Source organism: Oerskovia merdavium (genome assembly GCF_014836755.1).
GTDB lineage: Bacteria > Actinomycetota > Actinomycetes > Actinomycetales > Cellulomonadaceae > Oerskovia > Oerskovia merdavium.
In genome coordinates, this window is the sequence record NZ_JACSQF010000001.1 from 118,181 (window position 1) to 144,582 (window position 26,402).

The following is a 26,402-nucleotide window of genomic DNA, read 5'->3' on the forward strand; positions in this document are numbered from 1 at the left end:
CACCCGCCGTCACCGAGACGGCGGGGACGGGGGGCCCCCCCCCCGCGGCGCGCTCACGTCGAATCAGACGCCGTACTCCTTCTGGATGCGGGCCCAGTTGCGCTCGAGGTCCTCGAGGCCACCGATGTTGAAGAACGCCTGCTCCGAGATGTGGTCGAACTCGCCGTCCGCGATCTTCTTGAACGCCTCGATGGTCTCCGTCAGCGGAACCGTCGAACCCACGACACCCGTGAACTTCTCGGCCATGTAGGTGTTCTGCGAGAGGAACTGCTGGATGCGGCGCGCACGCGCCACGACCGTCTTGTCCTCCTCGGAGAGCTCGTCCACACCGAGGATCGCGATGATGTCCTGGAGCTCCTTGTTGCGCTGCAGGATCGACTTGACGCGCGTCGCGACGTCGTAGTGCTCCTGGCCCACGTACCGCGGGTCGAGGATGCGCGACGACGAGGTCAGCGGGTCGATCGCCGGGTACAGACCCTTCGAGGCGATCTCTCGCGAGAGCTCGGTGGTCGCGTCCAGGTGGGCGAACGTCGTCGCGGGCGCCGGGTCGGTGTAGTCGTCGGCAGGGACGTAGATCGCCTGGAGCGACGTGATCGAGTGACCACGCGTCGAGGTGATGCGCTCCTGGAGCAGACCCATCTCGTCGGCCAGGTTCGGCTGGTAGCCCACCGCGGAGGGCATGCGCCCGAGCAGCGTGGAGACCTCGGAGCCGGCCTGCGTGAAGCGGAAGATGTTGTCGATGAAGAGCAGCACGTCCTGCTTCTGGACGTCACGGAAGTACTCCGCCATGGTGAGCGCGGAGAGCGCGACGCGAAGACGCGTGCCCGGCGGCTCGTCCATCTGGCCGAAGACGAGTGCCGTCTTGTCGAAGACGCCCGCCTCCTCCATCTCGACGATCAGGTCGTTGCCCTCACGCGTGCGCTCGCCGACACCGGCGAACACCGAGACACCACCGTGGTTCTGCGCCACACGCTGGATCATCTCCTGGATGAGGACCGTCTTGCCGACGCCCGCACCACCGAAGAGGCCGATCTTCCCACCCTGCACGTACGGCGTCAGGAGGTCGATCGACTTGATGCCGGTCTCGAACATGTTGGTCTTCGACTCGAGCTGGTCGAATGCCGGGGGCTTGCGGTGGATGGGCCAGCGCTCGGTGATCTCGAGCTTCTCGCCCTCCGCGAGGTTGAGCACGTCACCGGTCACGTTGAACACGTGGCCCTTGGTGATGTCGCCGACGGGGACGCTGATCGGCGCACCGGTGTCGGTGACGACCGCGCCACGGACCAGGCCGTCGGTCGGCTTGAGGGCGATCGCACGGATGAGCGAGTCACCCAGGTGCTGTGCGACCTCGAGGGTCAGTCGGAAGGACTTCTCCCCCTCGCCCTGGCCGGACAGGTCGATGTCCACGGTCAGTGCGTTGTAGATCTCGGGGATGGCGTCGGACGGGAACTCGATGTCGACGACGGGGCCGATCACGCGGGCGACACGGCCCACGCCGGGTCCGCTCTGGTGCTCGACCTGGGCTTCCACGGTGGTGGCGGTCATTACTGGCCTCGCTTCGCAGGGCCGGAGAGAGCTCCGGCAGGTTCGGTGCAGGTGATGGAGATCGACGTGTTCGTCATGCGGTACCTCACGACGCCGCCAGGGCGTCGGCACCCGAGACGATCTCGCTGATCTCCTGGGTGATGTCGGCCTGTCGTGCCTGGTTCGCAAGTCGCGTGTACATGCGGACCAGGTCCTCGGCGTTGTCCGTCGCGGTGTGCATCGCGCGCTGGCGGGCAGCCAGCTCCGACGCGGCCGCCTGCAGGAGGCAGCTGTAGATGCGGCTGCGCACGTAGCGCGGCAGCAGTGCGTCGAGGACGGCCTCGGACGAGGGCTCGAAGTCGTAGAGCGGGAGCACGTCGTGCTGGCCCGCGGGAGCGACACCCTCGACGACCTCGAGAGGGAGCATCCGCACGACCCGGGGGCGCTGCGTCACCATGTTCACGAACTGCGTGTACACGATGTGCAGCTCGCCGACGCCACCCTCGTCCGCGGGGGCGAGGAACGCCTCCAGCAGGGTGTCGGCGATGTCGCGGGCGACGTCCGCCGTGGGGGCGTCCGAACCGCCGGTCCAGGACTGGGCGAGCTCACGGTGACGGAACGTGTAGTAGGTCACCGCGCGACGCCCGGCGGCGTAGAGCGCGACCTCCTTGCCCTCGTGCGTGAGGCGCTCGACGAGGCGCTCCGTCTCGCGGATGATCGACGCCGAGTAGGCGCCGGCCATGCCGCGGTCCGAGGCGACCACGAGCACCGCGACACGGTTCGTGTCGGTGCGCTCGGACGTCAGCGGGTGCCGCGTCGTCGAGTGGGTCGCGACCGCCGAGACGGCCTGCGTGATCGCCTGGGCGTACGGTCCGGCCTCGGCGGACCGGGCGCGAGCGCGCCCGATCCTCGACGCCGCGATGAGCTCCTGCGCGCGGAACATCTTCTTCAGGGACTGCGTCGACTTGATCCGCTGCTTGTAGACGCGCTGGGATCCGGCCATGTCAGGACTTCTTCTGCCGGACGATCTGCTCCTGCTCGACGACGACGCCCTCTTCCTCGTCAGCCTCTCCGCCGACGAGCGGGGAACCGTCGCCCTTGAGGAAGCCGTTGCGGAAGTCGTCGACGCCCTGAGCGAGCGCGGACTCGACCTCGTCCGAGAGCTTGCCGGTCGAGGCGATCGTGCCGAGCACGTCCGTGTTGCGGCGCAGGTGGTCGAGCAGCTCGCTCTCGAAGCGGCGAACGTCCTCGAGCGGCACGTCGTCGAGCTTGCCCTTGGTGCCGGCCCAGATCGAGGCGACCTGGTCCTCGACCGGGTACGGCGAGTACTGACCCTGCTTGAGGAGCTCCATGAGGCGAGCACCACGGGTCAGCTGGCCGCGCGAGGCAGCGTCGAGGTCCGAGGCGAACATCGCGAAGGCCTCGAGCGAGCGGTACTGGGCGAGCTCGAGCTTGAGCGTGCCGGAGACCTGCTTCATGGCCTTGACCTGTGCGGCACCGCCGACTCGGGAGACCGAGATACCGACGTCGACCGCAGGGCGCTGGTCCGCGTTGAAGAGGTCCGACTGGAGGAAGATCTGGCCGTCGGTGATCGAGATGACGTTGGTCGGGATGTACGCCGACACGTCGTTCGCCTTGGTCTCGATGACGGGCAGGCCCGTCATGGAGCCCGCACCGAGCTCGTCCGAGAGCTTCGCACAACGCTCGAGCAGACGGGAGTGCAGGTAGAAGACGTCACCGGGGTACGCCTCGCGGCCCGGCGGGCGACGGAGGAGCAGCGACACGGCACGGTAGGCCTCGGCCTGCTTCGACAGGTCGTCGAACACGATGAGGACGTGCTTGCCGCCGTACATCCAGTGCTGGCCGATGGCCGAGCCGGTGTAGGGAGCGAGGTACTTGAAGCCCGCCGGGTCGGACGCCGGAGCCGCGACGATCGTCGTGTACTCGAGCGCTCCGGCCTCTTCCAGCGCGCCGCGGACGGCGGCGATGGTCGAGCCCTTCTGGCCGATCGCGACGTAGATGCAGCGGACCTGCTTGGTCGGGTCGCCGGTCTCCCAGTTCGCCTTCTGGTTGATGATCGTGTCGATCGCGATCGCGGTCTTGCCGGTCTGGCGGTCACCGATGATCAGCTGGCGCTGGCCACGGCCCACCGGGATCATCGAGTCGATCGCCTTGAGGCCGGTCTGCAGCGGCTCGTGGACCGACTTGCGGTCCATGACGCCGGGGGCCTGCAGCTCGAGGGCGCGGCGGCCCTCGGTCGCGATCTCACCGAGACCGTCGATCGGCTGGCCCAAAGGGTCGACGACGCGACCCAGGTAGCCGTCGCCGACGGCGACCGAGAGGACCTCGCCGGTCCGGCGGACCTCCTGGCCCTCCTCGATCCCGGTGAACTCACCCAGGACGACGACACCGATCTGGCGAACGTCCAAGTTCAGGGCAAGGCCGAGGGTGCCGTCCTCGAAGCGCAGCAGCTCGTTGGCCATTGCGCCCGGAAGGCCTTCCACCTGGGCGATGCCGTCAGCGGCAAGGGTGACGCGACCGACTTCCTCGGTCACCGCACCCTGGGGCTCGTAGGACTTCACGAAGCTGTCCAGCGCGGCCCTGATCTCGTCGGGCCGGATCGTCAGCTCAGCCATTGCTCTTCTCCTGTCGTGGCCGCCCCGCGAGGTGCGGGAACGGTCGAACGTTCTTGTCAGTTCGCCGGCTCGGGAGCCGGCAGGGTGTCGACGACACCGGGGGCCGCGAGGACCTCAGTGTTCGGGCGAACAGGTCAGCTGACCAGTCGTCTGCGTGCATCGGCCAGGCGGGAGAGCACCGTCGAGTCGACGACGTCTGCTCCGACCTGGACGCGCAGGCCGCCGAGGACCTCGGGGTCCACGGTGACGTTCAGCTGGACTGCCCGGCCGTACGCGCGCTCGAGGAGCGCGGACAGACGGTCCTGCTGTGCCTGGCTGAGCACCGCACCGGTCGTCACCGAGGCGACGAGACGACGACGACGCTGTGCGGCGACCTCCCCGAGCCACACGAGGGTGGCCACGAAGCGACGCCCACGGGGTGCGATGGTCGCCCGCTCCGCGAGGAACTGGGTGACCGGGTCGACCTTGCCCGCGAGCAGCGCGTCGACGAACGCCTTGCGACGAGCGGGGTCCGTGGAGGTCTCGGTGAGGACTCGACGTGCCTCTCGCTCGCCGACGAGCGACCGCGTGATGCGGAACAGCTCGTCCTCGACGCGCTCGAGCGCTCCGCGGGCCTCGGCCGAGGCCAGGACCGCGTCGACGCCGAGGTGCTCGACGGCGTCCGCGATGTCCGCGTCGCGTGCCCAGCGTCCACGGGCGACGCCTGAGACGAGGTCGATCACACGGCCGTCGAAGCCCTCCCGGAGGAGGTCGGCGGCCAGGGCCGCCTTGTCCTCGCCCGACCGTGACGGGTCGGCGAGGGCGCGACGCAGGGGCACCGAGGCGTCCAGCGCCGCAGCGACGGTGAGGAGCTGCTCGCCCAGGGCGAAGGCTCCTTCGCCCGCCGCGCGCAGCACCGGCTCGAAACGCTCCTGAGCCTGCGCGAGGGAGACTCCGCTCGTCCCGCGCATCAGCCCTCCTTGCCGTGTGCCGCCGCGCTGGCGGCCCCGGCTCCCGCAGCCTCGAGCTCGTCGAGGAAGCGGTCCACGACACGCGACTGACGTGCGGAGTCCTCGAGGGACTCGCCGACGATCTTCGACGCGAGCTGGGTCGCGAGCGTCCCGACGTCGTTCCGCAGCGACACCGACGCCTGCTGGCGCTCGGCCTCGATCTGACGGTGTGCCGTCTCGACGATGCGCGCGGCCTCCTCGCCGGCCTTGACCTTCTGGTCGGCCACGATGGCCGTGCCCTCGGCGCGCGCGTCCTCACGGATCTTCGCGGCCTCGGTACGAGCCTCCTGGAGCTGCTGGTGGTACTCCGCCAGCGCTGCCGCTGCCTCGGCCTGAGCGGACTCCGCCTTGGCCAGGCCACCCTCGATCTTGGCCGTGCGCTCGTCGAGCACCGCCTGGAACTTGGGAAGGACCATCTTGTAGAAGACGACCGCGATGATGATCAGGACGACCGCCGACCAGAAGAGGTCGTACATCGGCGGAAGGAACAGCTGGATGGGGTCGACCTCGCCAGACTCTGCGGCGAGGACCGCCTGGGGGCCGATGGTCGACATCAGAAGATGAAGCCAGCGACGAAGCCGAGCAGGGCGAGGATCTCGACGAAGGCCAGACCGATGAACATGGTGCCGCGGAGCTGGCCGGCGACCTCGGGCTGGCGGGCCATGCCCTCGACCGTCTTGCCGATCAGGATGCCGAGGCCGATGCCCGGGCCGATCGCGGCGATGCCGTAGCCGATGGTGTTGATGCTGCCTTCGACAGCGGCGAGGGTGGTGACGTCCACGGTGTTTCCTTCCGTTGGGCGCCCGGTCGTGCGAACGGGCGTCAGGTGCGTTGCGTCAGGTGGAGCTCAGGGACGGCGCCGACGCCGAGGCGGCGGAACCAGGGTCTGCGGTGCGGGTCAGTGCTCTTCTTCGATCGACATGTTGATGTAGACCGTGGCGAGGAGCGCGAAGATGTACGCCTGCAGGCCCGCGACGAAGACCTCGAAGAGGGTGATCGCGATGCCGCCGGCGAGCGTCAGCGCGCTGATCGCCTTGAGGGCCGGTGCGGCCTCGAGCAGCAGGAAGTTCGTGGCTGCGAAGCACAGGACCAGCATGATGTGGCCGGCGACCATGTTCGCGGTCAGTCGGATGACCAGCGAGGCCGGGCGGATGATCAGGAGCTGGAGCAGCTCGATCGGCGCCAGGATGAAGTAGATGGGGAACGGCACGCCCGGGGGGAACAGGTTCGCCCGGATGTAGCCCCACAGACCGTGCTGGCGGATGCCTGCGGCCCAGTAGGCCACGAAGACCCACAGGGCCAGGAGGATCGCCACGCCGGCGACCGAGGTGCCAGAGAGGTTCAGCCCGGGCACGACACCCGTCAGGTTGAACGCGAGGATCGTCACGAAGATCGTCGTGATCATCGGGACGTAGCGTCGAGCGCGCTCGGTCCCCATGATCTCCTCGACGATGTTCACGCGAGCGAAGTCGAGGACCATCTCGACGCCGTTCTGGAACCTGCCGGGCACGAGCTTGGCGCGCCGGGCCGCGATGAGGAAGATCGCCAGCAGGACGATCGTCGCGATCACCCGGATGAGCTGCAACCGGTTGAACTCGAACGGGGTGCCGGCGAAGAGGATGGCGTCGGGGAAGAACTCACCGATCGTCGGCGCGTGGAAGCCGCCTTCGCCTTCTGCTGCGGCAACGAAGGGAGAGGGGGTCGCGAGCGTGAACAGGGTGGACTCCCAGTGGTCGTCGGTTTCCGGGGCCGTGCGCGGGCACGCCGTCGGACCAGGCCTTCATGGATTCGCCGATAGCCTAACGCATGTTCGGACCTTCACAGGTCACTCACGTCCCGCAGACCTGCGTGACGTGGGTCTAGGATGCCCCGGCGACGTCGGTGGTACGCCGGGGCGGCGAGCACCCTGCGCCGTCGGCGGCGGCCCGACGGGCTCGTGACGTCAGGACTTGGGCGTCACGTACGGGATGCGCCCACGGTCGACCGCGCGGTAGTCGAGCAGCGCCGAGCCGATCACGCCCACGAGGAGGACGACGGCGAACACGACCCGGTCGTAGAACTCGTAGTTCCGCAGGACCGCGAGGACGATCCCGAGCAGCACGATCTTGACGAGCCAGCTGCCCAGCACCACGGCAGCCGTGGTCGTCGGGGTCGAGCGAGCCGTGCGCGCCATGGCGACGATCGTCGTGCCGGAGAACACGAGCGCGATCCCGACGCCCATGAGCGCCCCCCACACGCCCGCGGTCCCGGCCAGGAGCGCGCCGAGCGCGACCCCGAGGACGAGCAGCCCGACGAGCAGGATCAGGGTGTCGCGCAGAGCGGTGCGGAACACGGCGCTGACGGCGTCACCGACCGCGTCGGCCGTGACCTCGCCGGGCCGTGCCTCCGAGGCCGGCTGCTCCTGCGGGGTCGTCGGGTCGTCGGCGCCGGGGGGCGTGGGAGTCGTCATCGGGAGGTTCCTTCAGGGTGGGCCGGGCCGGGATGGGCCGGTCGGTGATCGGGATCTGGTGCGGGCGGGGCGGTGCTCGGCTCCGAGCCCGTGGCGGGGCCGCGGACGACGGGCGACGCACCGCTCGGCACCGCCGTGCGGCGCGGGACCGTCGTCGGGATGCCCTCGGGAGCGGTCACCGCGTCGTCGTCGAGGAACCGGCCACGGGTCCGCAGGGGTCCGAGCGTGAGCAGCAGCGCGATGACGATCGCCACGATCAGCCCGATCGCCACGGTCTCCGCGGGCCACCACACGAGCGTCACGGCACCGAACGCGAAGACCGCGGTCCACAGGTACATGATGATGACTGCGCGGCGGTGGGAGTGCCCCAGCGCGAGGAGCCGGTGGTGCAGGTGGAGCCGGTCCGGGTGGAAGGGCGACTTCCCCGTCCCCACCCGGCGGAGCACCGCGAGGACCATGTCGAGCAGCGGGAGCAGGATCACGGCCAGGGGCAGCAGGATGGGGATGAGCGTGCGCTGCTTGCTCGGGTCGACCGCGACACCCGGGTCGATGTTGCCCGTGACGACGATGACCGCCGCGCCGAGCACGAGCCCCAGCACCATGGAGCCAGAGTCCCCCATGAAGATCCGGGCCGGGTAGAAGTTGTGGGGCAGGAACCCGAGGCAGATGCCGACGAGTCCGGCCATGACGAGCGTCGCGAGGTTCGAGTAGTCGGTGGGGCTCGCCGCGACGGTCAGGCTGTACGTGTAGACGAAGTAGGCCGTGCCGCCGATCGCGATGAGCCCCGCGGCCAGCCCGTCGAGCCCGTCGACGAAGTTGACGGCGTTCATGACCACGACGACCACGAGCACCGTGACGATGAGCGAGAGCCGGGGAGAGCCGATCGTGAGCCCGCCGATGGGGAACGTCACGAGCTGCACGCCCTGCCAGGCGATGAAGAGCGCCGCGAGCACCTGGCCCGCGAGCTTGGTCATCCAGTCGAGGTCCCAGATGTCGTCGGCGACACCGAGCAGGCACACGATGACCGCCCCGCCGACGATGGCCCACGCCTGCTGGTCGGTCGCGAAGACCCCGCTGAGGAAGGGCATCTGGGACGCGAACGTCACGGCGACCACGAGTCCCGCGGTCATCGCGAGCCCTCCCAGGCGGGCCGTCGGGACGGTGTGCACGTCGCGGTCGCGCACCGCCGTGATGGCGCCCGTCCTCGCAGCGACCCAGTAGGCGAGGGGCGTCAGCAGGTACGTGACCGCGGCCGCGATCAGGAGGACGAGCAGATAGACCCTCACCCGTCGTTCGCCCCCGGGTCGCTCGTCGTGGCGGTGGGGACGGCGTCCGTGGACGGTTCGGTCACGTCGCCGCCGGCGGCCGCGCCGTCCGTCGTCTCGTCGTCGCCCGGCACCGGAGCCTGCGGCTCCTCGTCGGCCTCCTGCGGCTCCTCACCGAGCCCGAGCACGGGCGCGATCTCACGCATGCGCTCGAGCGAGACGGCGCCCTCGCGCACGACGCGCAGGTGCGGCCCCGTCGCGTCGACGATGGTCGAGGCCACTCCCCCGGTCGCGTCTCCGCCGTCGAGGTAGACCGTGACCGAGTCCCCGAGCTGCTCCTGGGCCGTGGTCACGTCGAGCGCCGCGGGGCGACCCGTGGCGTTCGCGCTCGAGACCGCGAGGGGTCCCGTGCGGCGCAGGAGCGCGAGGGCCGCGGGGTGGTCCGGCATGCGCAGCGCGACCGTCCCGTGCGTCTCCCCCAGGTCCCAGGCGAGCGAGGGCTGGGCGGGCAGGATGATGGTGAAGCCGCCGGGCCAGAACGTCTCGACGAGCGCACGGGCGTCCGCGGACACGTCGGTCGCGAGGCCGTCGAGGGTCCGCGTGTCCGGGACCAGGACGGGCGGGGGCATCTGCCGTCCGCGTCCCTTCGCGGCGAGCAGGGCCGCGACGGCCTGGGCGTCGAACGCGTCGGCGCCGATCCCGTAGACGGTGTCGGTCGGCAGGACGATCAACCCGCCGCGCGAGACGGCGTTCACCGCCTCGTCGATCGACGGTCCCCAGGAGTTCGGGTCGGTGACGGGGTGCACAGAGCTCACGGTTCTCAGTCTTCCATGTCCGAAGGGTCCGCTTGTGCGGCCGGTGCGTCGCTCGCCGCGCGCACGCGGCGCGCGACGACCATGCGGGGTCTGCCGGTCAGGTCGGCGACGGTCCTGATCTCGTCGAACCCGCCGACCTGGGCAACCATGTCACGGGCGGCCTCGGCCTGGACCTCGGCGTGCTCCATGACGTAGAGGCCGCCGTCGACCAGGAGCCGGGCCGCGGCGAGCGTCACGCCGCGCGGCACCTCGAGGCCGTCGTCGCCCAGCCCGTAGAGCGCGACCTGCGGGTCGTGCAGCGCGACCTCGGGGTCGCGCGGGACGGCGCCCGGCGGGACGTATGGCGGGTTGGACACGACGACGTCGCACGTCCCGTCGAGGTCGGCGAACGCCGTGCGCGCGTCCCCTCGCACGAGGTGCACGACGGCGCCGCTCGCCGCGCGCGTGCGCGTCACGTTGCGCTCGGCCCAGGCGTGGGCGTCGCGGTCGAGCTCGACCGCGTGCACCTGGGCGCCGGGGACCTCGGTCGCGACGGCCAGGGCGATCGCGCCCGAGCCCGTGCACAGGTCCGCGACGACGACCGGCGCACCGGGGCGCCGCGCGACGACCTCGCGGGCCGCGTCGATCGCGACCTGCGCGACCTGCTCGGTCTCGGGGCGGGGGACGAACACGCCGGGGCCCACGACGATCTCGAGGTGCCGGAACGGCGCCGAGCCCGTCAGGTGCTGGAGCGGGACGCGCTCGGCGCGGGCCACGAGGAGACGGGACAGCTCGTCGAGCACCTCCTGGGCCGTCCGGTCGGCACCCGGTGCGTCCCCGGCCGTCAGCAGCGACGCGACGGGCCGACCGAGCACGGCCGCGGAGACGACCCGTTCGCGCGGCACGCCCGCGACGTGCGCGAGCAGCAGCTCGGCGTCCACGCGCGGGGACTCGATGCCCACCCGCGCCAGACGGGCCGCAGCCTCCCGCAGGAGGCGCGAGACGTCGTCGGGCAGGGCTGGGGGCAGCGCGCGACCACCCGTGCCCGGGACCCCGACCGACGTCACGACGCCGCTGCGGCGAGGCGCGCCGCCTCGTCGGCGTCGATGGCCGAACGGATGACGGGTTCCAGTTCGCCGTCGAGAACCTGGTCCAGGTTGTACGCCTTGTAGCCCGTGCGGTGGTCCGCGATCCGGTTCTCCGGGTAGTTGTAGGTCCGGATGCGCTCGGAACGGTCGACCGTGCGCACCTGGGAGCGGCGCAGGTCGTTCGCAGCAGCCGCTTCCTCCTCCTGTCGCGCGGCCAGGAGCCGCGCGCGCAGCACGCGCATGGCCTGCTCGCGGTTCTGGAGCTGGGACTTCTCGTTCTGCATCGAGACCGTGATCCCCGTGGGCAGGTGCGTGATGCGCACCGCGGAGTCCGTCGTGTTGACCGACTGGCCACCGGGTCCCGAGGACCGGTACACGTCGATGCGGAGCTCGTTCTGGTCGATCTCGATCTCGCCCGCGTCCTCGACCTCGGGGAACACGAGCACGCCCGCGGCCGAGGTGTGGATGCGCCCCTGGGACTCGGTCACGGGCACGCGCTGGACGCGGTGGACGCCGCCCTCGTACTTGAGGTTGGCCCAGACGCCGTCGGCGGGATCCGTGGCACCCGCTCGCGCCTTGACCGCGACCTGGACGTCCTTGTAGCCGCCGAGGTCCGAGTCCGTGGCCTCGATGATCTCGGTCTTCCAGCCCCGGCGCTCGGCGTAGCGCAGGTACATGCGCAGCAGGTCCCCCGCGAACAGCGCGGACTCCTCGCCGCCCTCGCCCGCCTTGATCTCGAGGATCACGTCGCGCCCGTCGTCGGGGTCGCGCGGCACGAGGACCCGGCGCAGCTTCTCGGTCGCGGCCGCGGCGGTCTCCTGGAGCGCGGGCAGCTCGGCGGCGAAGGAAGCATCCTCTGCAGCGAGCTCGGCCGCGGCCTCGACGTCGTCGGTCGCGTCGCGCCACGCGCGGTAGGCCGCGACGACCTGGCCCAGCTCGGCGTAGCGGCGCCCGAGCGTGCGGGCCCGACCGGCGTCCGCGTGGACCGCGGGGTCGGCGAGCAGCGACTCGATCTCGGCGTGCTCGGCGAGCAGGTGTTCGACGGCGGCGAAGGACTCGGTCACGAGGGTGTCCTGACGAGAGGGATGGTTAGGGCTGTCTGGCTGCGTGCGGCCGGCATGGCTGGGTGCGGCTGCTCGGTGCGGGAGCCTCCGGCACCTTCGTGCCGGGCACCCGCGCACCGGAAAAGACGACAGCGCCGGTGGAACGAGCACGCCGCCTGCCCCTGGAGAGGTTGGACGGGTGCTCGGACCACCGGCGCTGGAGAGTCGCTACTTGTCGGCGGCCTTCTTGCCGTAACGAGCCTCGAAGCGAGCCACGCGGCCGCCGGTGTCGAGGATCTTCTGCTTGCCCGTGTAGAACGGGTGGCAGGCGGAGCAGACGTCGGACGAGATGCGCCCGGACGTCTCGGTGCTGCGCGTGACGAACGTGGAACCGCAGGTGCAGGTCACCTCGGTCACGACGTACGTGGGGTGGATATCAGCCTTCACAGGACTCTCCTCAGTGGGGTGCCCCCGGGTCGCCTGCCTGGACAGCAGCCGTGAACCGGGGACGGGAAACCAACAGGACATTGTGCCAGACGGGTCCGGCACACGAAAAATCTGCGGGTCGGCCGGCCGCCAGGACGGAGGCCGAACGACCCGCAGGACGGGTCAGACGGCGCGGCCGACCTCTTCGTCGTTGTGGATACCGCCCGGCGTCGTCTTCTGCACCTGGAGCAGGAACTCGACGTTGGACTTGGTCTCCTTGAGCTTGCCCAGCAGCAGCTCGATGGCCTGCTGCTGGTCGAGCGCACCCATCACGCGGCGCAGCTTGTAGACGATGCGGAGCTCGTCCTGCGGCATGAGGATCTCCTCGCGGCGCGTGCCGGACGCGTTGACGTCCACGGCCGGGAAGATGCGCTTGTCCGCGAGCGAGCGGGAGAGCCGGAGCTCCATGTTTCCCGTGCCCTTGAACTCCTCGAAGATGACCTCGTCCATCTTGGAGCCGGTCTCGACGAGCGCCGAGGCGAGGATCGTGAGCGAGCCACCGTTCTCGATGTTGCGCGCCGCGCCGAAGAAGCGCTTGGGCGGGTAGAGCGCCGAGGCGTCGACACCACCGGACAGGATGCGCCCCGAGGCCGGGGCCGCGAGGTTGTACGCGCGCGAGAGACGCGTGAGCGAGTCGAGCAGCACCACGACGTCCTGGCCCAGCTCCACGAGACGCTTGGCGCGCTCGATCGCGAGCTCGGCGACGATCGTGTGGTCGGAGGCCGGACGGTCGAAGGTCGAGGCGATGACCTCGCCCTTGACCGTGCGCTCCATGTCGGTGACCTCTTCGGGTCGCTCGTCCACGAGCACGACCATGAGGTGGACCTCAGGGTTGTTCGTCGTGATCGCGTTCGCGATCTGCTGCATGATGATCGTCTTGCCGGCCTTGGGCGGCGCGACGATCAGGCCACGCTGGCCCTTGCCGATCGGGGCGACGATGTCGATCACGCGCGGGGTCAGGCGACCGACCTCGCCCGTCTCCAGGCGCAGGCGCTCCTGCGGGTAGAGCGGCGTGAGCTTGTTGAACTCGGCGCGGTTGCGCGCGGCCTCGGGGGCCATGCCGTTGACCGAGTCGAGACGGACCAGCGCGTTGAACTTCTGGTTGCGCGGCCCCGTCTGCTGGAAGCTCTCGCCGTCGCGGGGCTGACGCACCGCACCCATGATCGCGTCGCCACGGCGCAGGCCGGCCTTCTTGACCTGGCCGAGCGAGACGTAGACGTCGTTCGGTCCGGGCAGGTAGCCGCTCGTGCGCACGAACGCGTACTGGTCGAGGACGTCGAGAATGCCCGCGACGGGCAGCAGGACGTCGTCCTCGGTGACCTCGATCTCGTCGAGGCCCGCGACGTCGATGTTCCCGCCGCGCGTGCGCCCGCGCTTGCGGTCGCGGTCGCGGTTGCGGTCGCGACCCCGACGGCGGCGTCCGCCGCGCTCGTCGTAGTCGTCGCCGCCCTGCTGGTCGCGCTGACCCTGCTGACGGTCGGTGCGCTGGCCACCCTGCTGGCGGTCGCCCTGCTGGTTGCCCTGCGCCTGCTGACGGTCGGCACGCTGACCGCCCTGCTGGCGGTCGCCCTGCTGGTTGCCCTGCGCCTGGTCGCGCTGACCCTGCTGACGCTCGCCGCCCTGGCGGGCTGCGCCCGCCTCGGGAGCCGTCTCACGGGCCTGCTCGGCCTCGCCGCCGCGCGGGGCACCGGCGCCCCGACCAGAACGACGCGAACCGCGCTCGGAGCCCGTGACGAGACCGACCGCGGCGGCTGCGCGCGCTGCGCGCTCGTCGGGGGTCTCGCCCGCGACCGAACGGTCGCCGCCGTCGCGGGCCGCACGCGCGGTCTGCTCGAGCAGCGGAGCGATGATGTCGGCAGCCTTGTCGCTGCTCTCGCCCTTGCCGGCGCGCTCGGCGCGTGCGCCTCGCTCGCGGCGAGGACGCTCGATGTTCTCGGTCGCCTGACGTGCGGGCGCCTCGACGGCGGGCAGCACGACCTTCTCGGCCGAGGTGTCCTTCTCCGGCGCACGACGCGCAGGAGCGGACGCTCCGGCGGGGCGCCCGGAGGCGCTCGTCTCGCCGGAGGTGGAACGGATGACGTCGACAAGATCGCTCTTGCGCATCTTTGACGTGCCCTTCACACCGAGCTGCGAGGCGAGTGCCTGCAGCTCGGGGAGGCGCAGCGTCGAGAGTGCGCCTGCACGGGCGGTGTCGGTGGTGTCTGTCACGAAGGACCCTTCCCCTCGTTTGCGCCCACTTGCTCTGTGCGAGGGGTGGGCCGCGGGTGATCGACGCTCGGCACGTGACGGCCGGAACGCAGTGGAACCACGCGTCAGTGGTACGACGACGTCAGCTGACGTGGGCTGGATTGCCTTCTCGCGGGGTGTGTGAGGCGCAGTCAGTCGTTGCTCTGCCGATGCCCGGGGACTCGGCGGAGATTCGTCGAGGAATCACCGAGGCATCATCACGAACCTGCGAAGGCTCAATGGATTCTACCATCCGTAACCCCTGCGAACACCAGTCGCCGCACCGCTCAGCGCGTCGCTCGGCGAGCGGGTTGGCGGGCGGACCGCCTGCCGCCCTGCGCGGCGGTCAGCGCAACCGTGCGGACAGGCCCGCGCTGCCCACGACCCGCTCCGAGCGCACGCCCTCCAGGTCGATGCCCGGACGGTAGGCCCGCCACAGGTCCGAGCCTTCCAGCAGCTCGCGCAGCACCCCGTCGGCGTGCTCGCGGTCCTGCGCACGCCCCAGGAGCAGGACCGTCGGCCCGGCACCCGAGATGGTCGCCGCGAGGCCGTCGAGACGCAGCGCGCGCACGAGCTCCCACGACGCCGTCATGACGCCCGCGCGATACTCCTGGTGGAGTCGGTCCTCGGTGGCCTCGAACAGGTGCTGGGGCGAGCGCGTCAGCGCGTCGACGAGCAGCGCCGAGCGACCCGCGTTGAGCGCCGCGTCGGCGTGCGGGACGGTCTCCGGCAGCACACCGCGAGCGCGGCTCGTGGCGAGCCGCGTCGAGGGGACCAGGACCGTGGCCTCGATGTCCGGGTGGACGTCGAGGCGCACGGCGTGCGCACCCTCGCGTCCCTCGACCGTGCTGGTCCAGGCGATCGTCGCGCCACCGTAGATCGCGGGCGCCGCGTTGTCGGGGTGCCCCTCGAACTCGGTCGCGAGCTGCAGGACCGCCGCGTCGTCGAGCGCCGCAGGGTCTGCGACGAGCGCCCGGGCCGCCGCGATGCCCGCGACCACCGCGGCCGCGGACGAACCGAGCCCCCGGCCGTGCGGGATCGCGTTGGTACAGGTCAGGTGGAGCCCGGTCTGGGGAGCCCCGACGAGCTCGAGCGCCGCGCGCAGCGCGCGCACCACCAGGTGCCGCTCGTCCCCCGGGACCTCGCCGGCCCCCTCGCCCTCGACGTCGACGACCACGTCACCGTTCCCCAGGGCACGGACCTCGAGCACGTCGTAGCGTGCGAGCGCCAGGCCCAGGGCGTCGAACCCGGGCCCCAGGTTCGCGCTCGTGGCAGGCACGCGCACGCGCACATGGTCGGCTCCGAGCTGCATCGCGGTGACCTCTCGTCAGGTAAGGGGTGGGGAGGCTGCCGTGCCTGCCTCGCCCCGGCGCACAGCCGGGACGAGGAGCAGGACGAGCGGGGGGTGGGAGGTGCTCAGCCGAGCTGGAGCGCGTCGGCGATCGAGACGACGTCGGCGCTGACCCGGATCGGGGTCACGTCTGCGCCGTCGAGCGTCTTGAGGGCCCACTGAGGGTCCTTGAGGCCGTGTCCCGTGACCGTCACGACGATGCGGGCTCCGGCCGGGACGAGGCCACGCTCGGCGCGCGAGAGGATGCCCGCGACACCCGCCGCCGAGCCGGGCTCGACGAACACGCCGGCCTCGGCCGACAGGATGCGGTGCGCGGCCAGGATCTGCTCGTCGGTCACGGCCTCGATGACACCGCCCGACTCGTCGCGCGCGGCCTCCGCCTGCGCCCACGACGCGGGGTTGCCGATCCGGATCGCGGTCGCGATGGTCTCGGGGTGCGTGATGGGGTGGCCCGCGACGATCGGGGCCGCACCGGCGGCCTGGAAGCCCCACATGATCGGGGTCCTGGTGCTGACCGCGGGCAGGTGCGCCCCCGGCGCGTCCGGGTCACCCAGGCCCGCGTACTCCCGGAAGCCCTTCCAGTACGCCGTGATGTTGCCCGCGTTGCCCACGGGCAGCGCGTGGATGTCCGGGGCGTCGCCCAGCGCGTCGACGATCTCGAACGCGCCGGTCTTCTGGCCCTCGATGCGGTCGGGGTTCACGGAGTTCACGAGCTCGACCGGGTAGGCCTCGGCCAGCTTGCGCGCCGCGACCAGGCAGTCGTCGAAGTTGCCGTCGACCTGGAGCAGCTTGGCGCCGTGCGCGATCGCCTGGCTCAGCTTGCCCATCGCGATCTTGCCGTCCGGGACCAGGACGGCGCAGACCATGCCGGCCTTGGTCGCGTACGCGGCGGCCGACGCCGACGTGTTGCCCGTCGACGCGCACACGACGGCCTGGGCCCCGCGGCCCGCGGCCGAGGAGATCGCGGCCGTCATGCCGCGGTCCTTGAACGAGGCGGTCGGGTTCATGCCCTCGACCTTGAGGAAGACCTGGGCCCCGGTCCGGGCCGAGAGCGCGGGCGCCTCGACGAGGGGCGTGCCGCCCTCGCCGAGCGTCACGATGCGCTCCTGGACGTGGGCGGGCAGGCGGTCGGCGTACTCGGCGATGATGCCTCGCCACTGGTGGGCCATCAGGCTCCCTCGACTCTCAGGACGGACGTGATCTCTTGGACGGGTTCGAGCACCGCGATCGCGTCGACCGTCGCGGCGAGCGCGGCCTCCGCAGCGGCGTGGGTCGTGATGACCAGGTGGGCGACGCCGGTCGCCCCGTCGTCCTCCGCACCGTCCCCTCCGGGCACGGAGGGCTCCGACGGCTGGCGGACGGCCTCGATCGAGACCCCCTTCGACGCCAGGACCTGGGCCACCTGGGCCAGGACGCCCGGACGGTCGTCGACCGCGAGGCGCACCTGGTAGCGCGTGACCGCGGTGCTGGCCGGCAGGATCGGCAGGGCCGCGTAGGTGGACTCCTCGGGGCCCTTGCCACCCAGGACGCGGTGACGGGCCGCGGACACGACGTCGCCCAGCACGGCCGAGGCCGTGGGGGCTCCGCCCGCGCCACGGCCGTAGAACATGAGCTCGCCCGCGGCGTCGGCCTCGACGAAGACCGCGTTGAAGGCTCCCCGGACCCCGGCGAGCGGGTGGGCGAGCGGCACGAGCGCGGGGTGCACGCGCACCGAGACGCCGTGCGCGCCGTCGTCGCCCGTGACGGACTCCGCGATGGCGAGCAGCTTGATGACGTGACCGGTCTGCGCGGCCCACGCGACGTCGTCGGCCGTGATGCTCGTGATGCCCTCGCGGGCGACGTCCTCGAGCGAGACGCGCGTGTGGAACGCGAGGCTCGCGAGGATCGCGGCCTTGGCCGCGGCGTCGAAGCCCTCGACGTCGGCCGTGGGGTCGGCCTCGGCGTAGCCGAGGTCCTGGGCCTGCTTGACCGCGGCGTCGAACGACATGCCCGTGCTGGCCATCTGGTCCAGGACGTAGTTCGTGGTGCCGTTGACGATGCCCAGGATGCGGCGCACGTGGTCGCCTGCGAGCGACTCGCGGACGGGGCGGACGATCGGGATGGCTCCCGCGACGGCTGCCTCGAAGTAGATGTCGACGCCCGCGGTGTCCGCGGCCTTGTAGAGCGTGGGGCCGTCCTCGGCGAGCAGCGCCTTGTTGGCGGTCACCACCGCGGCGCCCGACTCGATCGCGCGCAGCAGCAGCGCGCGGGCGGGCTCGATCCCGCCCATGACCTCGATGACGATGTCGGCGCGCGCGACGAGCCCCTCGGCGTCCTCCGTGAGGAGCGAGCGGTCGACCGACGCGGCGAGCGGGCGGGGCGCGGACGCGTCGCGCACCGCGATCCCCACGAGCTCGAGCGGCGCCCCGACGCGCGAGGCCAGGTCCGCGGCCTGCTGCGTCAGCAGCCTGGCCACCTCGGACCCCACGACGCCGCACCCGAGCAGCGCGACGCGCAGCGGACCTTGCTCCTGCTGGCTGGCTCCCACGAAGCTCCTCCTCCATCACCCCGGCCCGCACGGTCAGCGGTGCCGTCGTTCTCGGCCCCTGCCGGACGCGGTCGCGTCGGAGGTGGCCGCTCGGTCCTGACGGGTCCCGACGCCGCGCGCCGCTTCCCGACCGGTCGATCCCGAGCGTGTCGATCCTCGCTCTGCTGCCCGGATCCTGGGCGCCCGTCTCAGGATACGGGTGCCAGGCACGGGCCCGGCGAGAGCCGCGCGCCCGGCCCGCTAGCCCTGGTCGAGCGCGAGCAGGTCGTCCTCGGTCTCACGACGGACCAGGACCCTGGCCTCGCCGTCGGTCACGGCCACGACGGGGGGCCGGGGCACGTGGTTGTAGTTCGAGGCCATCGAGCGCCCGTAGGCCCCTGTCGCCGCGACGGCCAGCAGGTCGCCCGCCCGGACGTCTCCCGGCAGGAGCACGTCGTGGACCACGATGTCACCGCTCTCGCAGTGCTTGCCGACCACGCGCGCGAGCACCGGCTCGGCGTCCGAGAGCCGGTTCGCGAGCTCGGCGTGGTAGTCCGCGCCGTACAGGGCGGGACGGATGTTGTCGCTCATGCCGCCGTCGATCGAGACGTAGGTCCGCACGATCGTGCTCTCGGCCTCGTCGTCCGGTCCGCCGACCCGCACGGGCTTGACCGTGCCGACCGTGTAGAGCGTCAGGCCCGCGGGCCCGACGATCGCCCGGCCCGGCTCGATCGAGAAGCGCGGCAGGGGCGTGCCGAGGTCCGCCGACGAGGCCGCGACCGAGGCCGCGACGTCCTTCGCGATGCGGTCGGGGTCGAGCGCGACCTCTCCCGGCAGGTAGGCGATGCCGTACCCGCCGCCCAGGTCCACCTCGGGGACGAGGAAGCCCGTGCGCTGCGCGAGCGCTGCCCGCAGCTCGAGGACCTTGCGCGCCGCGACCTCGAAGCCCGAGGGATCGAGGATCTGCGAACCGATGTGCGAGTGGATGCCCAGGAGCTCGAGCTCGGGGTGCGCGAGCACCGCGAGGAGCGCGGTCATGGCCGGGCTGTCCTCGGTCTGCGACCCTGCCCCCGTCGCCACCCGGCCGTCGGTCGCGAGCGAGAGCCCGAACTTCTGGTCCTCGTGCGCGGTCGAGATGTACTCGTGACCGCCCGCGTGCACGCCCGTGGTCACGCGGATCATGACCGGGGCCGGAGCCCCGCCGCGTGCGCGCGAGGCTGCGGCCACGCGCTCGACCTCGACGAGCGAGTCGACGATGATCCGGCCCACGCCCGCGTCGAGCGCTCGCGCGATCTCCGCGTCGGACTTGTTGTTGCCGTGCAGGCCGATGTGCTCTCCGGGCACGCCCGCGCGCAGCGCGACCGCGAGCTCGCCGCCCGTCGCGGTGTCGACCCGCAGGCCCTCGGCGTGGACCCAGCGGGCCACGGCGACCGACAGGAACGCCTTGCCCGCGTAGTACACGTCGACGCCCGCGCCGACCTCGGCGAACGCCGCCTCGAACGCACGGCGGTACGACCGCGCGCGCTCGCGCAGGTCGGCCTCGTCGAGCACGTAGGCCGGGGTGCCCTGGGCGACCGCAAGGTCACGCACGTCGACCCCCGCGACCGTCAGCGCGCCGTCGGGTCCGCGGCGCACGCCGCTCGACCACGGCTCGCCCGGCACGAAGGTGCCGGTCGGCGAGAAGGCGGGCGGCGTCGTCGGGCCTGCCGACGCGCTCACATGCGCTCCGGAGCGGACACGCCCAGCAGGCCCAGGCCGTTGGCGAGGACCTGACGCGTCGCGTCGTTGAGCCACAGGCGCGTGCGGTGCACGTCCGTGACCTCCTCGTCGCCCAGCGGCGTCACGCGGCACTCGTGGTACCAGGAGTGGTAGTCGCCCGCGAGCGCCTCGAGGTAGCGCGCGACGCGGTGCGGCTCGCGCAGCTCGGCCGCCTGGGCGACCACGCGCGGGAACTCGGTGAGCGCACCGAGCAGGATCGACTCGGTCTCGTGCGTCAGGAGCGACGGGTCGAACGCGTCCGTCAGCTCGCCGTCGTCCCCTCGAACGTACCGCGAGACCCCGTGCGCCTCCGCGTTGCGCGCGACGTTCGCGGTGCGGGCGTGCGCGTACTGCACGTAGAAGACCGGGTTCTCGTTGGTCGCCCTGGACAGCAGGTCGAGGTCCAGATCGATGCTCGAGTCGGTCGAGGAGCGTGCGAGCGAGTAGCGCGCGGCGTCCACGCCCACGGCGTCGACCAGGTCCTCGAGCGTCACGACCGTCCCGGCGCGCTTGGACATGCGGACCGGCTGACCGTCCTTGACCAGGTTGACCATCTGGCCGATGAGGATCTGCAGGTTCTTGCCCGGCTTGTCACCGAACGCCGCGCAGACGGCCATCATGCGGCTCACGTACCCGTGGTGGTCCGCGCCGAGCATGATGATGACGTCGTCGAAGCCGCGCTCGCGCTTGTCGAGGTAGTACGCGATGTCGCCCGCGATGTACGCGGCCTCGCCGTCCGACTTGATGATGACGCGGTCCTTGTCGTCGCCGAAGTCGGTCGTGCGCAGCCAGGTCGCGCCGTCGGCCTCGAACACGTGGCCACCCTCGCGCAGGCGCTCGACCGCGCGCTCGACCGCGCCGGACTCGTGCAGCGAGTCCTCGTGGAAGTAGACGTCGAAGTCGACGCCGAAGTCGTGCAGGGCGGCACGGATCTCGTCGAACATGCGCTCGACGCCGCGCGACCGGAAGACCTCCTGGGCCTCGGCGTCGGGCAGCGTGCGCGGGTCCGGGTCGCCCGCCGCGATCGCGTCGGCGATCACGGCCTCCGCGATGTCCGAGATGTACTGGCCGCCGTAGCCGTCCTCGGGAGCGGGCTCACCCTTGGCGCGCGCGAGCAGCGAGCGCGCGAAGCGGTCGATCTGCGCGCCGTGGTCGTTGAAGTAGTACTCGCGCTCGACCACGGCCCCCGAAGCCTGCAGCACGCGGGCCAGCGAGTCGCCGACCGCGGCCCAGCGCACGCCACCGATGTGGATGGGGCCCGTGGGGTTCGCCGAGACGAACTCGAGGTTGATGCGCGTGCCGGCCTCGGAGTCGTTGTTCCCGTACGTCGCGCCCTGGGCGAGGATCGTGCGGGCGAGCTCGCCCGCGGCGGCCGCGTCGAGCGTGATGTTCAGGAAGCCCGGGCCTGCGATGTCCACGGACTTGATGCCCGGGTGCGCGGCGAGGCGCTGCGCGAGGTCCTCGGCCAGGACGCGCGGGGCGACGCCGGCCTTCTTCGCGAGCTGCAGCGCGACGTTCGTGGCCCAGTCGCCGTGCTCGCGCTGGCGGGGTCGCTCGACGTGGACCGACGCGGGGACCGCGTCGGCGGGCAGGGCGAGGGTGCCGTCGGCGACGGCGGAGGCCAGGGCAGCGCTCAGCGCTTCGGAGAGCTCGTTGGGGGTCACCCCACGATTCTAGCGAGGGACGCCAGGGGTTTGCGTCGCCGTCCGCGGCGGGCGGACGGGCGGCCGGCGGTGCGTGCTGCGGCGTCGCCGCGCTGCCCCGTCCCACCGGCCCGACGGCGTCGCCCGCCGCGCGTCGTGGGCCTCCCCGGGCGTCACTCCCCCGGGCGCACCCTGCGTCCCCACGAGTCCTCGATCATCGACGGGCGGCAGCCCGCGACCGCGGCGACGAGGATCACGACGAGCGTGCCGAACAGGAAGACGAAGGTGCTGGTCCAGGTGCCGCTGCGCCCGTAGAGGATGCCCGCGGTCAATGGCCCGGCCCCCGCGACGAGATAGCCGACGCCCTGCACGAACCCCGACAGCGCGACGGCCCCGGCAGAGGTACGGCTGCGCAGGTTGATGAGCGCGAGGCCCAAGGGGAACGTCGAGGCCCCGAGCCCCGCGAGGACGACCCACACCCAGGTGGCGGGCCCGGCCTGGCCGCCCATGAGCCCGGCGTAGCCGACCGTGAGCATCGCGACGAAGAGCACGACCAGCAGGTACGGGTTGCGCATCCGGGCCGCGAGCAGCGGCGTGACGATCGACATGGGCATACCGACGAACGCGTAGAGCGCGAGCGCGCTCGCCGCGACCGGCTCGGACATGCCCGCGTCGATCAGGACGTGCGGCAACCACGCGAACATCACGTAGGTGTTGAGCGAGTTGAGCCCGAACATGACCGCGATGCCCCATGCGAGCGGGCTGCGCCAGGCGCGACCCTCGTGGCGGTGACGCCCGTCGAGACCAACGGTGTGCTCGGGCGAGTGCTCGAGCACCGACGCGAGCTCGGCCCGGGCGCGCGCCGAGCGCGCGATGACGACGGTCCACGGCACGGCCGCGAGCAGCCCCACGAGCGCCCACCCGCCCAGTGCCGGGCGCCAGCCCAGCGAGGCCGCCATGCCGACCACGAGGAGCGGCGGGATCGCGGTGCTCAGCGAGAGCGTCACGGTGTAGGCAGCGGTCACCGCACCGATGCGGTCGGGGAAGTACCTCTTGACGAGCGGCGGGAGCAGCACGTTGCCCATGCCCATGCCCGCGAGCGCGACCCCGGTCCACACGAGGAAGCCGGGGGTCGAGGTCGAGACGGACCGCAGGATCTCGCCGACCGCGCTGATCAGGAGCGCCGCGACGAGCGTGGGCTCCAGTCCGAACCGGCGGGAGAGAGCGGGCACGAGCGAGCCGAAGACCGCGAACGCGATCACGGGGACCGTGCCGAGCAGCCCCGCGAGCTGGTCGCTCAGGTCGATGTCGACCCGGACGACGTCGAGGATCGGGGAGACCGCGGCGACCGCGATCCGCAGGTTGAACGCGGCGAGGACGATCCCGGCGAGGACGACGAACCGCCCTCTCCACGGGCGGAGGGTGTTGTCGGGGGTGTTGTCGGGGGTGTTGTCGGGGGTCGAGCTCGAGTCCTGGCGATCCACTCAAGGAGGGTACGCACGGTCGCCCCGGGCATCCGTCCTGAGAGGGGCTCCTGGGGTGGTGAGTCCGCTCACCCCGTCCTGACCGGCGGGCAGGGCGTGCAGATCAGGGCAGGTGGGAGCACGAACCCGCCGGAGGCTGGTAGTCTCGTGCACCGTGCCGGATGCTCGTCAGAGCGAACGCATGTTGCCCTCGTAGCTCAGTGGATAGAGCGTCTGCCTCCGGAGCAGAAGGTCGTAGGTTCGAGTCCTATCGAGGGCACCGCAGACCAAGCCCCTGGACCCTCGGGTCCGGGGGCTTCGTCGTGCCCGGGAGTGGTTTGGGAAGCAGTTGACCTGCGGCGATGTGGCGTCCGAGCGCAGACCGGGCACACTTCGCATCGTCGTCAGGCACAACTAGGCAAGCGGGCAACTCCACAAGGCGATCCAGACGGGGTCTGATCGAGGAGGCAGCACAGCGCTTAGCGCGTCACCGCGCCCTGGCTCATCCCTCACGAGCAAGTGGCCTACGAACCCTGCAGGTCATCGCATCCCCGAGAGGGGCCCAGGTCCCGAAGTCGCCGAGCTACAGCGTCGACGTATCTTGTGCCGTCTCCAGCCCGTGCAGGGAGACGTAACGCTGGCGTTGGGTGAAGGCGCTGCCCTTGCCGCGCGGAAGGTGCGGGACATCGCCCGCCAACCGCCGGTGTCGAGAGTCACCGACCTCGTGCGTGAGCTTGAAGAGCTGATACCGCCCCTCGGGCCACCCCTTGCCAAGGGAGTCAGTCATCGCCGCCCCGAGCTGCCGCTCTGCTGAGTTCGCAGAACCACTCAGCCGGGTGGCCTCTGCGTGGGTCCACTCGACGTTGTCCTGGCGATCCGTGATCTGGGGAACTTCCGCCTTGATCGACTGGTCGGCGTAGAAGGCGATCCGCTCCACCGGCCGAAACGTCCGCCCTGCTTGGCAGATGTACAACCCATGAGCCTGATAGAGGCGCCAGGCGTCCCGAGCTGGCACGACGACAGTGTCGAACTTGGTAACAGGTCGGTCGGCATACACGGTAGTTACCTGCTCGATGCTGTTGAGCCAGTTCGCCGCATCGGGGTCGATCCACCCGGCGACCTGCACCGCTTGGCGCAACTGGAAGAGGACGTCAGCGGCGAGGAGCGAGTCGGGATGGGCAAGGCGGTTCCGGAACGTCCTGAGTCCGTTGCAGGCAGCAGCGAGATCTGCACGAACTCCGCGGGAGTGCGGGAACGCGTGGCGCAAGGCGGCCCGCCAAAGGTCCTCGTAGCCACGGCCAAGCATCCCGGTCCAGAACCCGAATGTCAGGCCAGCGACGATCTGGTGACGGTTGTCGCGCTCCGGCCCGATACGACGGAGGTTGCCGCGGGCCGCCCCGATCGCTTCCTCGAGAGCTGACTGGGGCTTTTCACCGGTGATTTTCAGGAAGAACCATGGAATTCCATTGGTGGACTCGTGAAAGTACATGGAGAGCTGGCGATCGATCGCATTCCTCAGGATGACCTCGAGGTGGCTCATCACCTCAAAGCAGGCTGCGCCGAGCCGCGCGTTCCACTCGTACAGGCGCATCGCGAGATCGGGATCGTCTCCAGCCTCTTGCCGGTAGGGGGCAAGACGGGGTTCCGAAAACCACTCCACGTGTTGCTTCGCTGCTGCCACTGCTCGATGCTATCTTGGGACAAGCCCCAGGTCCGCCTCTGCTCCGTGCATGCGCCTGGGGCTCCCTCGTTCGCGGGCCAAGGACAGGCGCAGCGGCCCGCCCTCCACGCTCGATCCACGCGGCCACAGCCACCGAGGCCCCCTGGCACGACGAATCTCCCCGGACGACTCCAGGCAGGAGATTCGTGACAACCTGAGCTGTCAGTCGATAACAGCCCTGACGTCCCCGAGGTCACCCGAGTGGTCCCCGCGCTCCCCGCACCCGTGTAGCGTCCGCACTACTGGGCCACCGTGGTCTCGTTGACGGGACAAGCGTGACAACAGCATCGAACGACTCCATCCTGGGCCTCCTCGGAGCGTCGCGGAAGCCCGACGAGCGCAGGCTCCCCCTCCACCCGGACCACCTCGAACGGATCGCGCCCGAGCTGCGGGCCCGGATCGTCGTCGAGCGCGGCTACGGTGAACGCTTCGGGGTGAGCGACGAGCAGATCGCGCCCTGGGTGCGAGCGCTGGGCACGCGCGCCGAGGTCATCGAGGCCGCCGACGTGGTCCTCCTGCCCAAGCCACAGCTCGAGGACCTTCGCGACCTGCGCCCCGGGCAGACCCTGTGGGGCTGGCCGCACTGCGTCCAGGACCGTGAGCTGACGCAGCTCGCGATCGACAAGAGGCTCACGCTCGTCGCGTTCGAGGCCATGCACCACTGGGCCGCCGACGGCGGGTTCGGCCTGCACGTCTTCCACAAGAACAACGAGATGGCCGGCTACTGCTCGGTGCTGCACGCGCTCGAGCTGTGCGGCTCGACGGGCGACTACGGCCGGCGTCTGACCGCGGTCGTGATCGGGTTCGGCGCCACGGCGCGCGGGGCCGTCACGGCACTCAACGCGCACGGCATCCACGACGTCCGCGTGCTGACCAACCGCCGGGTCGCCGCGGTCGCCGCGCCCATCCACTCGGCACAGATCGTCCAGTTCGACCACGACGACGAGCCGTACCTCAGCGAGGTCATCACCGACGAGGGCCGCCTGCCGCTCGCGCCGTTCCTCGCCGAGAGCGACATCGTCGTCAACTGCACGCTCCAGGACCCCAACGCGCCGCTGCTGTACCTGCGCACCGAGGACCTCGGCGCCTTCCGGCCCGGCAGCCTGATCGTCGACGTCTCGTGCGACGCCGGCATGGCGTTCGACTGGGCGCGCTCCACGACGTTCGCCGAGCCGCTGGTCACCGTCGGCGAGAGCATCAACTACTACGCGGTGGACCACAGCCCGTCCTACCTGTGGAACTCGGCGACCTGGGAGATCAGCTCTGCCGTGCTGCCGTTCCTCCCGGCCGTCATGGCCGGACCCGCGGGCTGGGACGAGAACGAGACGGTCCGCCGCGCGATCGAGATCCGCGACGGGGTGGTCCTCAACCCGGCGGTGCTCGAGTTCCAGCACCGCGAGGCCGCGTACCCGCACCTGCCGGTCGCGGACCCCGCGTGAGCGAGCGCGTACGGTATGTCCC

At 71.2% G+C, this 26,402-nt stretch carries 22 protein-coding genes and 1 tRNA gene; 2 read left to right on the plus strand and 21 right to left on the minus strand.

Annotated features, from left to right (window positions below):
* Positions 1 to 63 precede the first annotated feature (63 nt).
* From atpD to H9641_RS00500, 20 genes are all read right to left on the minus strand, one after another.
* Positions 64 to 1,545, minus strand: coding sequence for a F0F1 ATP synthase subunit beta (atpD, locus tag H9641_RS00405; protein ID WP_191800002.1), 1,482 nt, complete (start codon positions 1,543 to 1,545; stop codon positions 64 to 66).
* 85 nt (positions 1,546 to 1,630) lie between these two features.
* Complete coding sequence (locus tag H9641_RS00410; protein ID WP_056646186.1) at positions 1,631 to 2,527, minus strand: F0F1 ATP synthase subunit gamma; 897 nt, start codon at positions 2,525 to 2,527, stop codon at positions 1,631 to 1,633.
* 1 nt (position 2,528) lies between these two features.
* Entirely contained in the window at positions 2,529 to 4,160 is a 1,632-nt protein-coding gene (atpA, locus tag H9641_RS00415; protein WP_191800004.1) for a F0F1 ATP synthase subunit alpha, read from the minus strand.
* 134 nt (positions 4,161 to 4,294) lie between these two features.
* The gene (locus H9641_RS00420; RefSeq protein ID WP_191800006.1) at positions 4,295 to 5,110 is read right to left on the minus strand and encodes a F0F1 ATP synthase subunit delta; all 816 of its coding nucleotides are present in this window, start codon (positions 5,108 to 5,110) and stop codon (positions 4,295 to 4,297) included.
* Positions 5,110 to 5,703: a F0F1 ATP synthase subunit B gene (locus tag H9641_RS00425; protein ID WP_191800008.1), complete on the minus strand. Its 594-nt coding sequence runs from the start codon at positions 5,701 to 5,703 to the stop codon at positions 5,110 to 5,112. Before H9641_RS00425 ends, H9641_RS00420 begins: the two co-directional genes overlap by 1 nt.
* Positions 5,703 to 5,930 (minus strand): ATP synthase F0 subunit C, encoded by a 228-nt coding sequence (gene atpE / locus H9641_RS00430; protein ID WP_030149959.1) that lies wholly within the window; start codon positions 5,928 to 5,930, stop codon positions 5,703 to 5,705. Before atpE ends, H9641_RS00425 begins: the two co-directional genes overlap by 1 nt.
* A gap of 117 nt (positions 5,931 to 6,047) precedes the next feature.
* Positions 6,048 to 6,866 carry a F0F1 ATP synthase subunit A gene (gene atpB, locus H9641_RS00435; protein ID WP_191800572.1) on the minus strand — a complete coding sequence of 273 codons (819 nt, stop codon included), beginning with the start codon at positions 6,864 to 6,866 and terminating at the stop codon, positions 6,048 to 6,050.
* Positions 6,867 to 7,091: 225 nt separating this feature from the next.
* Positions 7,092 to 7,598: a hypothetical protein gene (locus H9641_RS00440; RefSeq protein ID WP_191800010.1), complete on the minus strand. Its 507-nt coding sequence runs from the start codon at positions 7,596 to 7,598 to the stop codon at positions 7,092 to 7,094.
* Entirely contained in the window at positions 7,595 to 8,884 is a 1,290-nt protein-coding gene (locus tag H9641_RS00445) for an MraY family glycosyltransferase (RefSeq protein WP_191800012.1), read from the minus strand. The genes H9641_RS00440 and H9641_RS00445 overlap by 4 nt, the downstream gene beginning before the upstream one ends.
* Positions 8,881 to 9,678, minus strand: coding sequence for an L-threonylcarbamoyladenylate synthase (locus H9641_RS00450; RefSeq protein WP_404821912.1), 798 nt, complete (start codon positions 9,676 to 9,678; stop codon positions 8,881 to 8,883). The genes H9641_RS00445 and H9641_RS00450 overlap by 4 nt, the downstream gene beginning before the upstream one ends.
* A 5-nt stretch (positions 9,679 to 9,683) precedes the next feature.
* Positions 9,684 to 10,673 (minus strand): peptide chain release factor N(5)-glutamine methyltransferase, encoded by a 990-nt coding sequence (gene prmC, locus H9641_RS00455; protein WP_191800575.1) that lies wholly within the window; start codon positions 10,671 to 10,673, stop codon positions 9,684 to 9,686.
* Between the two features lie 47 nt (positions 10,674 to 10,720).
* A complete protein-coding gene (gene prfA, locus H9641_RS00460) occupies positions 10,721 to 11,809 on the minus strand; it encodes a peptide chain release factor 1 (protein WP_191800014.1) in 1,089 nt (362 codons plus the stop codon).
* A 207-nt stretch (positions 11,810 to 12,016) separates the two neighbouring features.
* Positions 12,017 to 12,235 carry a 50S ribosomal protein L31 gene (rpmE, locus tag H9641_RS00465; RefSeq protein ID WP_056646165.1) on the minus strand — a complete coding sequence of 73 codons (219 nt, stop codon included), beginning with the start codon at positions 12,233 to 12,235 and terminating at the stop codon, positions 12,017 to 12,019.
* Positions 12,236 to 12,397: 162 nt separating this feature from the next.
* Positions 12,398 to 14,482, minus strand: a complete 2,085-nt coding sequence (gene rho, locus H9641_RS00470; RefSeq protein WP_191800016.1) for a transcription termination factor Rho — start codon at positions 14,480 to 14,482, stop codon at positions 12,398 to 12,400.
* A gap of 364 nt (positions 14,483 to 14,846) precedes the next feature.
* Positions 14,847 to 15,812, minus strand: coding sequence for a homoserine kinase (gene thrB / locus H9641_RS00475; RefSeq protein ID WP_191800017.1), 966 nt, complete (start codon positions 15,810 to 15,812; stop codon positions 14,847 to 14,849).
* Between the two features lie 104 nt (positions 15,813 to 15,916).
* Positions 15,917 to 17,020, minus strand: coding sequence for a threonine synthase (gene thrC / locus H9641_RS00480; protein ID WP_191800019.1), 1,104 nt, complete (start codon positions 17,018 to 17,020; stop codon positions 15,917 to 15,919).
* Positions 17,020 to 18,378: a homoserine dehydrogenase gene (locus H9641_RS00485; RefSeq protein ID WP_191800021.1), complete on the minus strand. Its 1,359-nt coding sequence runs from the start codon at positions 18,376 to 18,378 to the stop codon at positions 17,020 to 17,022. The genes thrC and H9641_RS00485 overlap by 1 nt, the downstream gene beginning before the upstream one ends.
* Positions 18,379 to 18,618: 240 nt before the next feature.
* The gene (gene lysA, locus H9641_RS00490) at positions 18,619 to 20,076 is read right to left on the minus strand and encodes a diaminopimelate decarboxylase (protein ID WP_404821913.1); all 1,458 of its coding nucleotides are present in this window, start codon (positions 20,074 to 20,076) and stop codon (positions 18,619 to 18,621) included.
* Positions 20,073 to 21,779 (minus strand): arginine--tRNA ligase, encoded by a 1,707-nt coding sequence (gene argS, locus H9641_RS00495; protein WP_191800023.1) that lies wholly within the window; start codon positions 21,777 to 21,779, stop codon positions 20,073 to 20,075. The genes lysA and argS overlap by 4 nt, the downstream gene beginning before the upstream one ends.
* Positions 21,780 to 21,931: 152 nt before the next feature.
* The gene (locus tag H9641_RS00500) at positions 21,932 to 23,242 is read right to left on the minus strand and encodes an MFS transporter (RefSeq protein WP_191800024.1); all 1,311 of its coding nucleotides are present in this window, start codon (positions 23,240 to 23,242) and stop codon (positions 21,932 to 21,934) included.
* A 186-nt stretch (positions 23,243 to 23,428) separates the two neighbouring features.
* On the opposite strand from H9641_RS00500, the gene H9641_RS00505 reads away from it, so the two are divergent.
* Positions 23,429 to 23,501, plus strand: a tRNA-Arg gene (locus H9641_RS00505).
* A gap of 303 nt (positions 23,502 to 23,804) precedes the next feature.
* Here the strand turns inward: H9641_RS00505 and H9641_RS00510 are convergent.
* A complete protein-coding gene (locus H9641_RS00510) occupies positions 23,805 to 24,902 on the minus strand; it encodes a hypothetical protein (RefSeq protein WP_191800026.1) in 1,098 nt (365 codons plus the stop codon).
* Between the two features lie 314 nt (positions 24,903 to 25,216).
* Between H9641_RS00510 and H9641_RS00515 the strand changes: the two genes are divergently transcribed.
* Entirely contained in the window at positions 25,217 to 26,380 is a 1,164-nt protein-coding gene (locus H9641_RS00515; protein ID WP_191800028.1) for a N(5)-(carboxyethyl)ornithine synthase, read from the plus strand.
* Positions 26,381 to 26,402 lie beyond the last annotated feature (22 nt).

Coding starts and splice junctions, on each gene's coding strand:
- atpD (WP_191800002.1), bottom strand. CDS start 1,545: ATGACCGCCACCACCGTGGAAGCCCAGGTCGAGCACCAGAGCGGACCC.
- H9641_RS00410 (WP_056646186.1), bottom strand. CDS start 2,527: ATGGCCGGATCCCAGCGCGTCTACAAGCAGCGGATCAAGTCGACGCAG.
- atpA (WP_191800004.1), bottom strand. CDS start 4,160: ATGGCTGAGCTGACGATCCGGCCCGACGAGATCAGGGCCGCGCTGGAC.
- H9641_RS00420 (WP_191800006.1), bottom strand. CDS start 5,110: ATGCGCGGGACGAGCGGAGTCTCCCTCGCGCAGGCTCAGGAGCGTTTC.
- H9641_RS00425 (WP_191800008.1), bottom strand. CDS start 5,703: ATGTCGACCATCGGCCCCCAGGCGGTCCTCGCCGCAGAGTCTGGCGAG.
- H9641_RS00440 (WP_191800010.1), bottom strand. CDS start 7,598: ATGACGACTCCCACGCCCCCCGGCGCCGACGACCCGACGACCCCGCAG.
- thrB (WP_191800017.1), bottom strand. CDS start 15,812: ATGCAGCTCGGAGCCGACCATGTGCGCGTGCGCGTGCCTGCCACGAGC.
- thrC (WP_191800019.1), bottom strand. CDS start 17,020: ATGGCCCACCAGTGGCGAGGCATCATCGCCGAGTACGCCGACCGCCTG.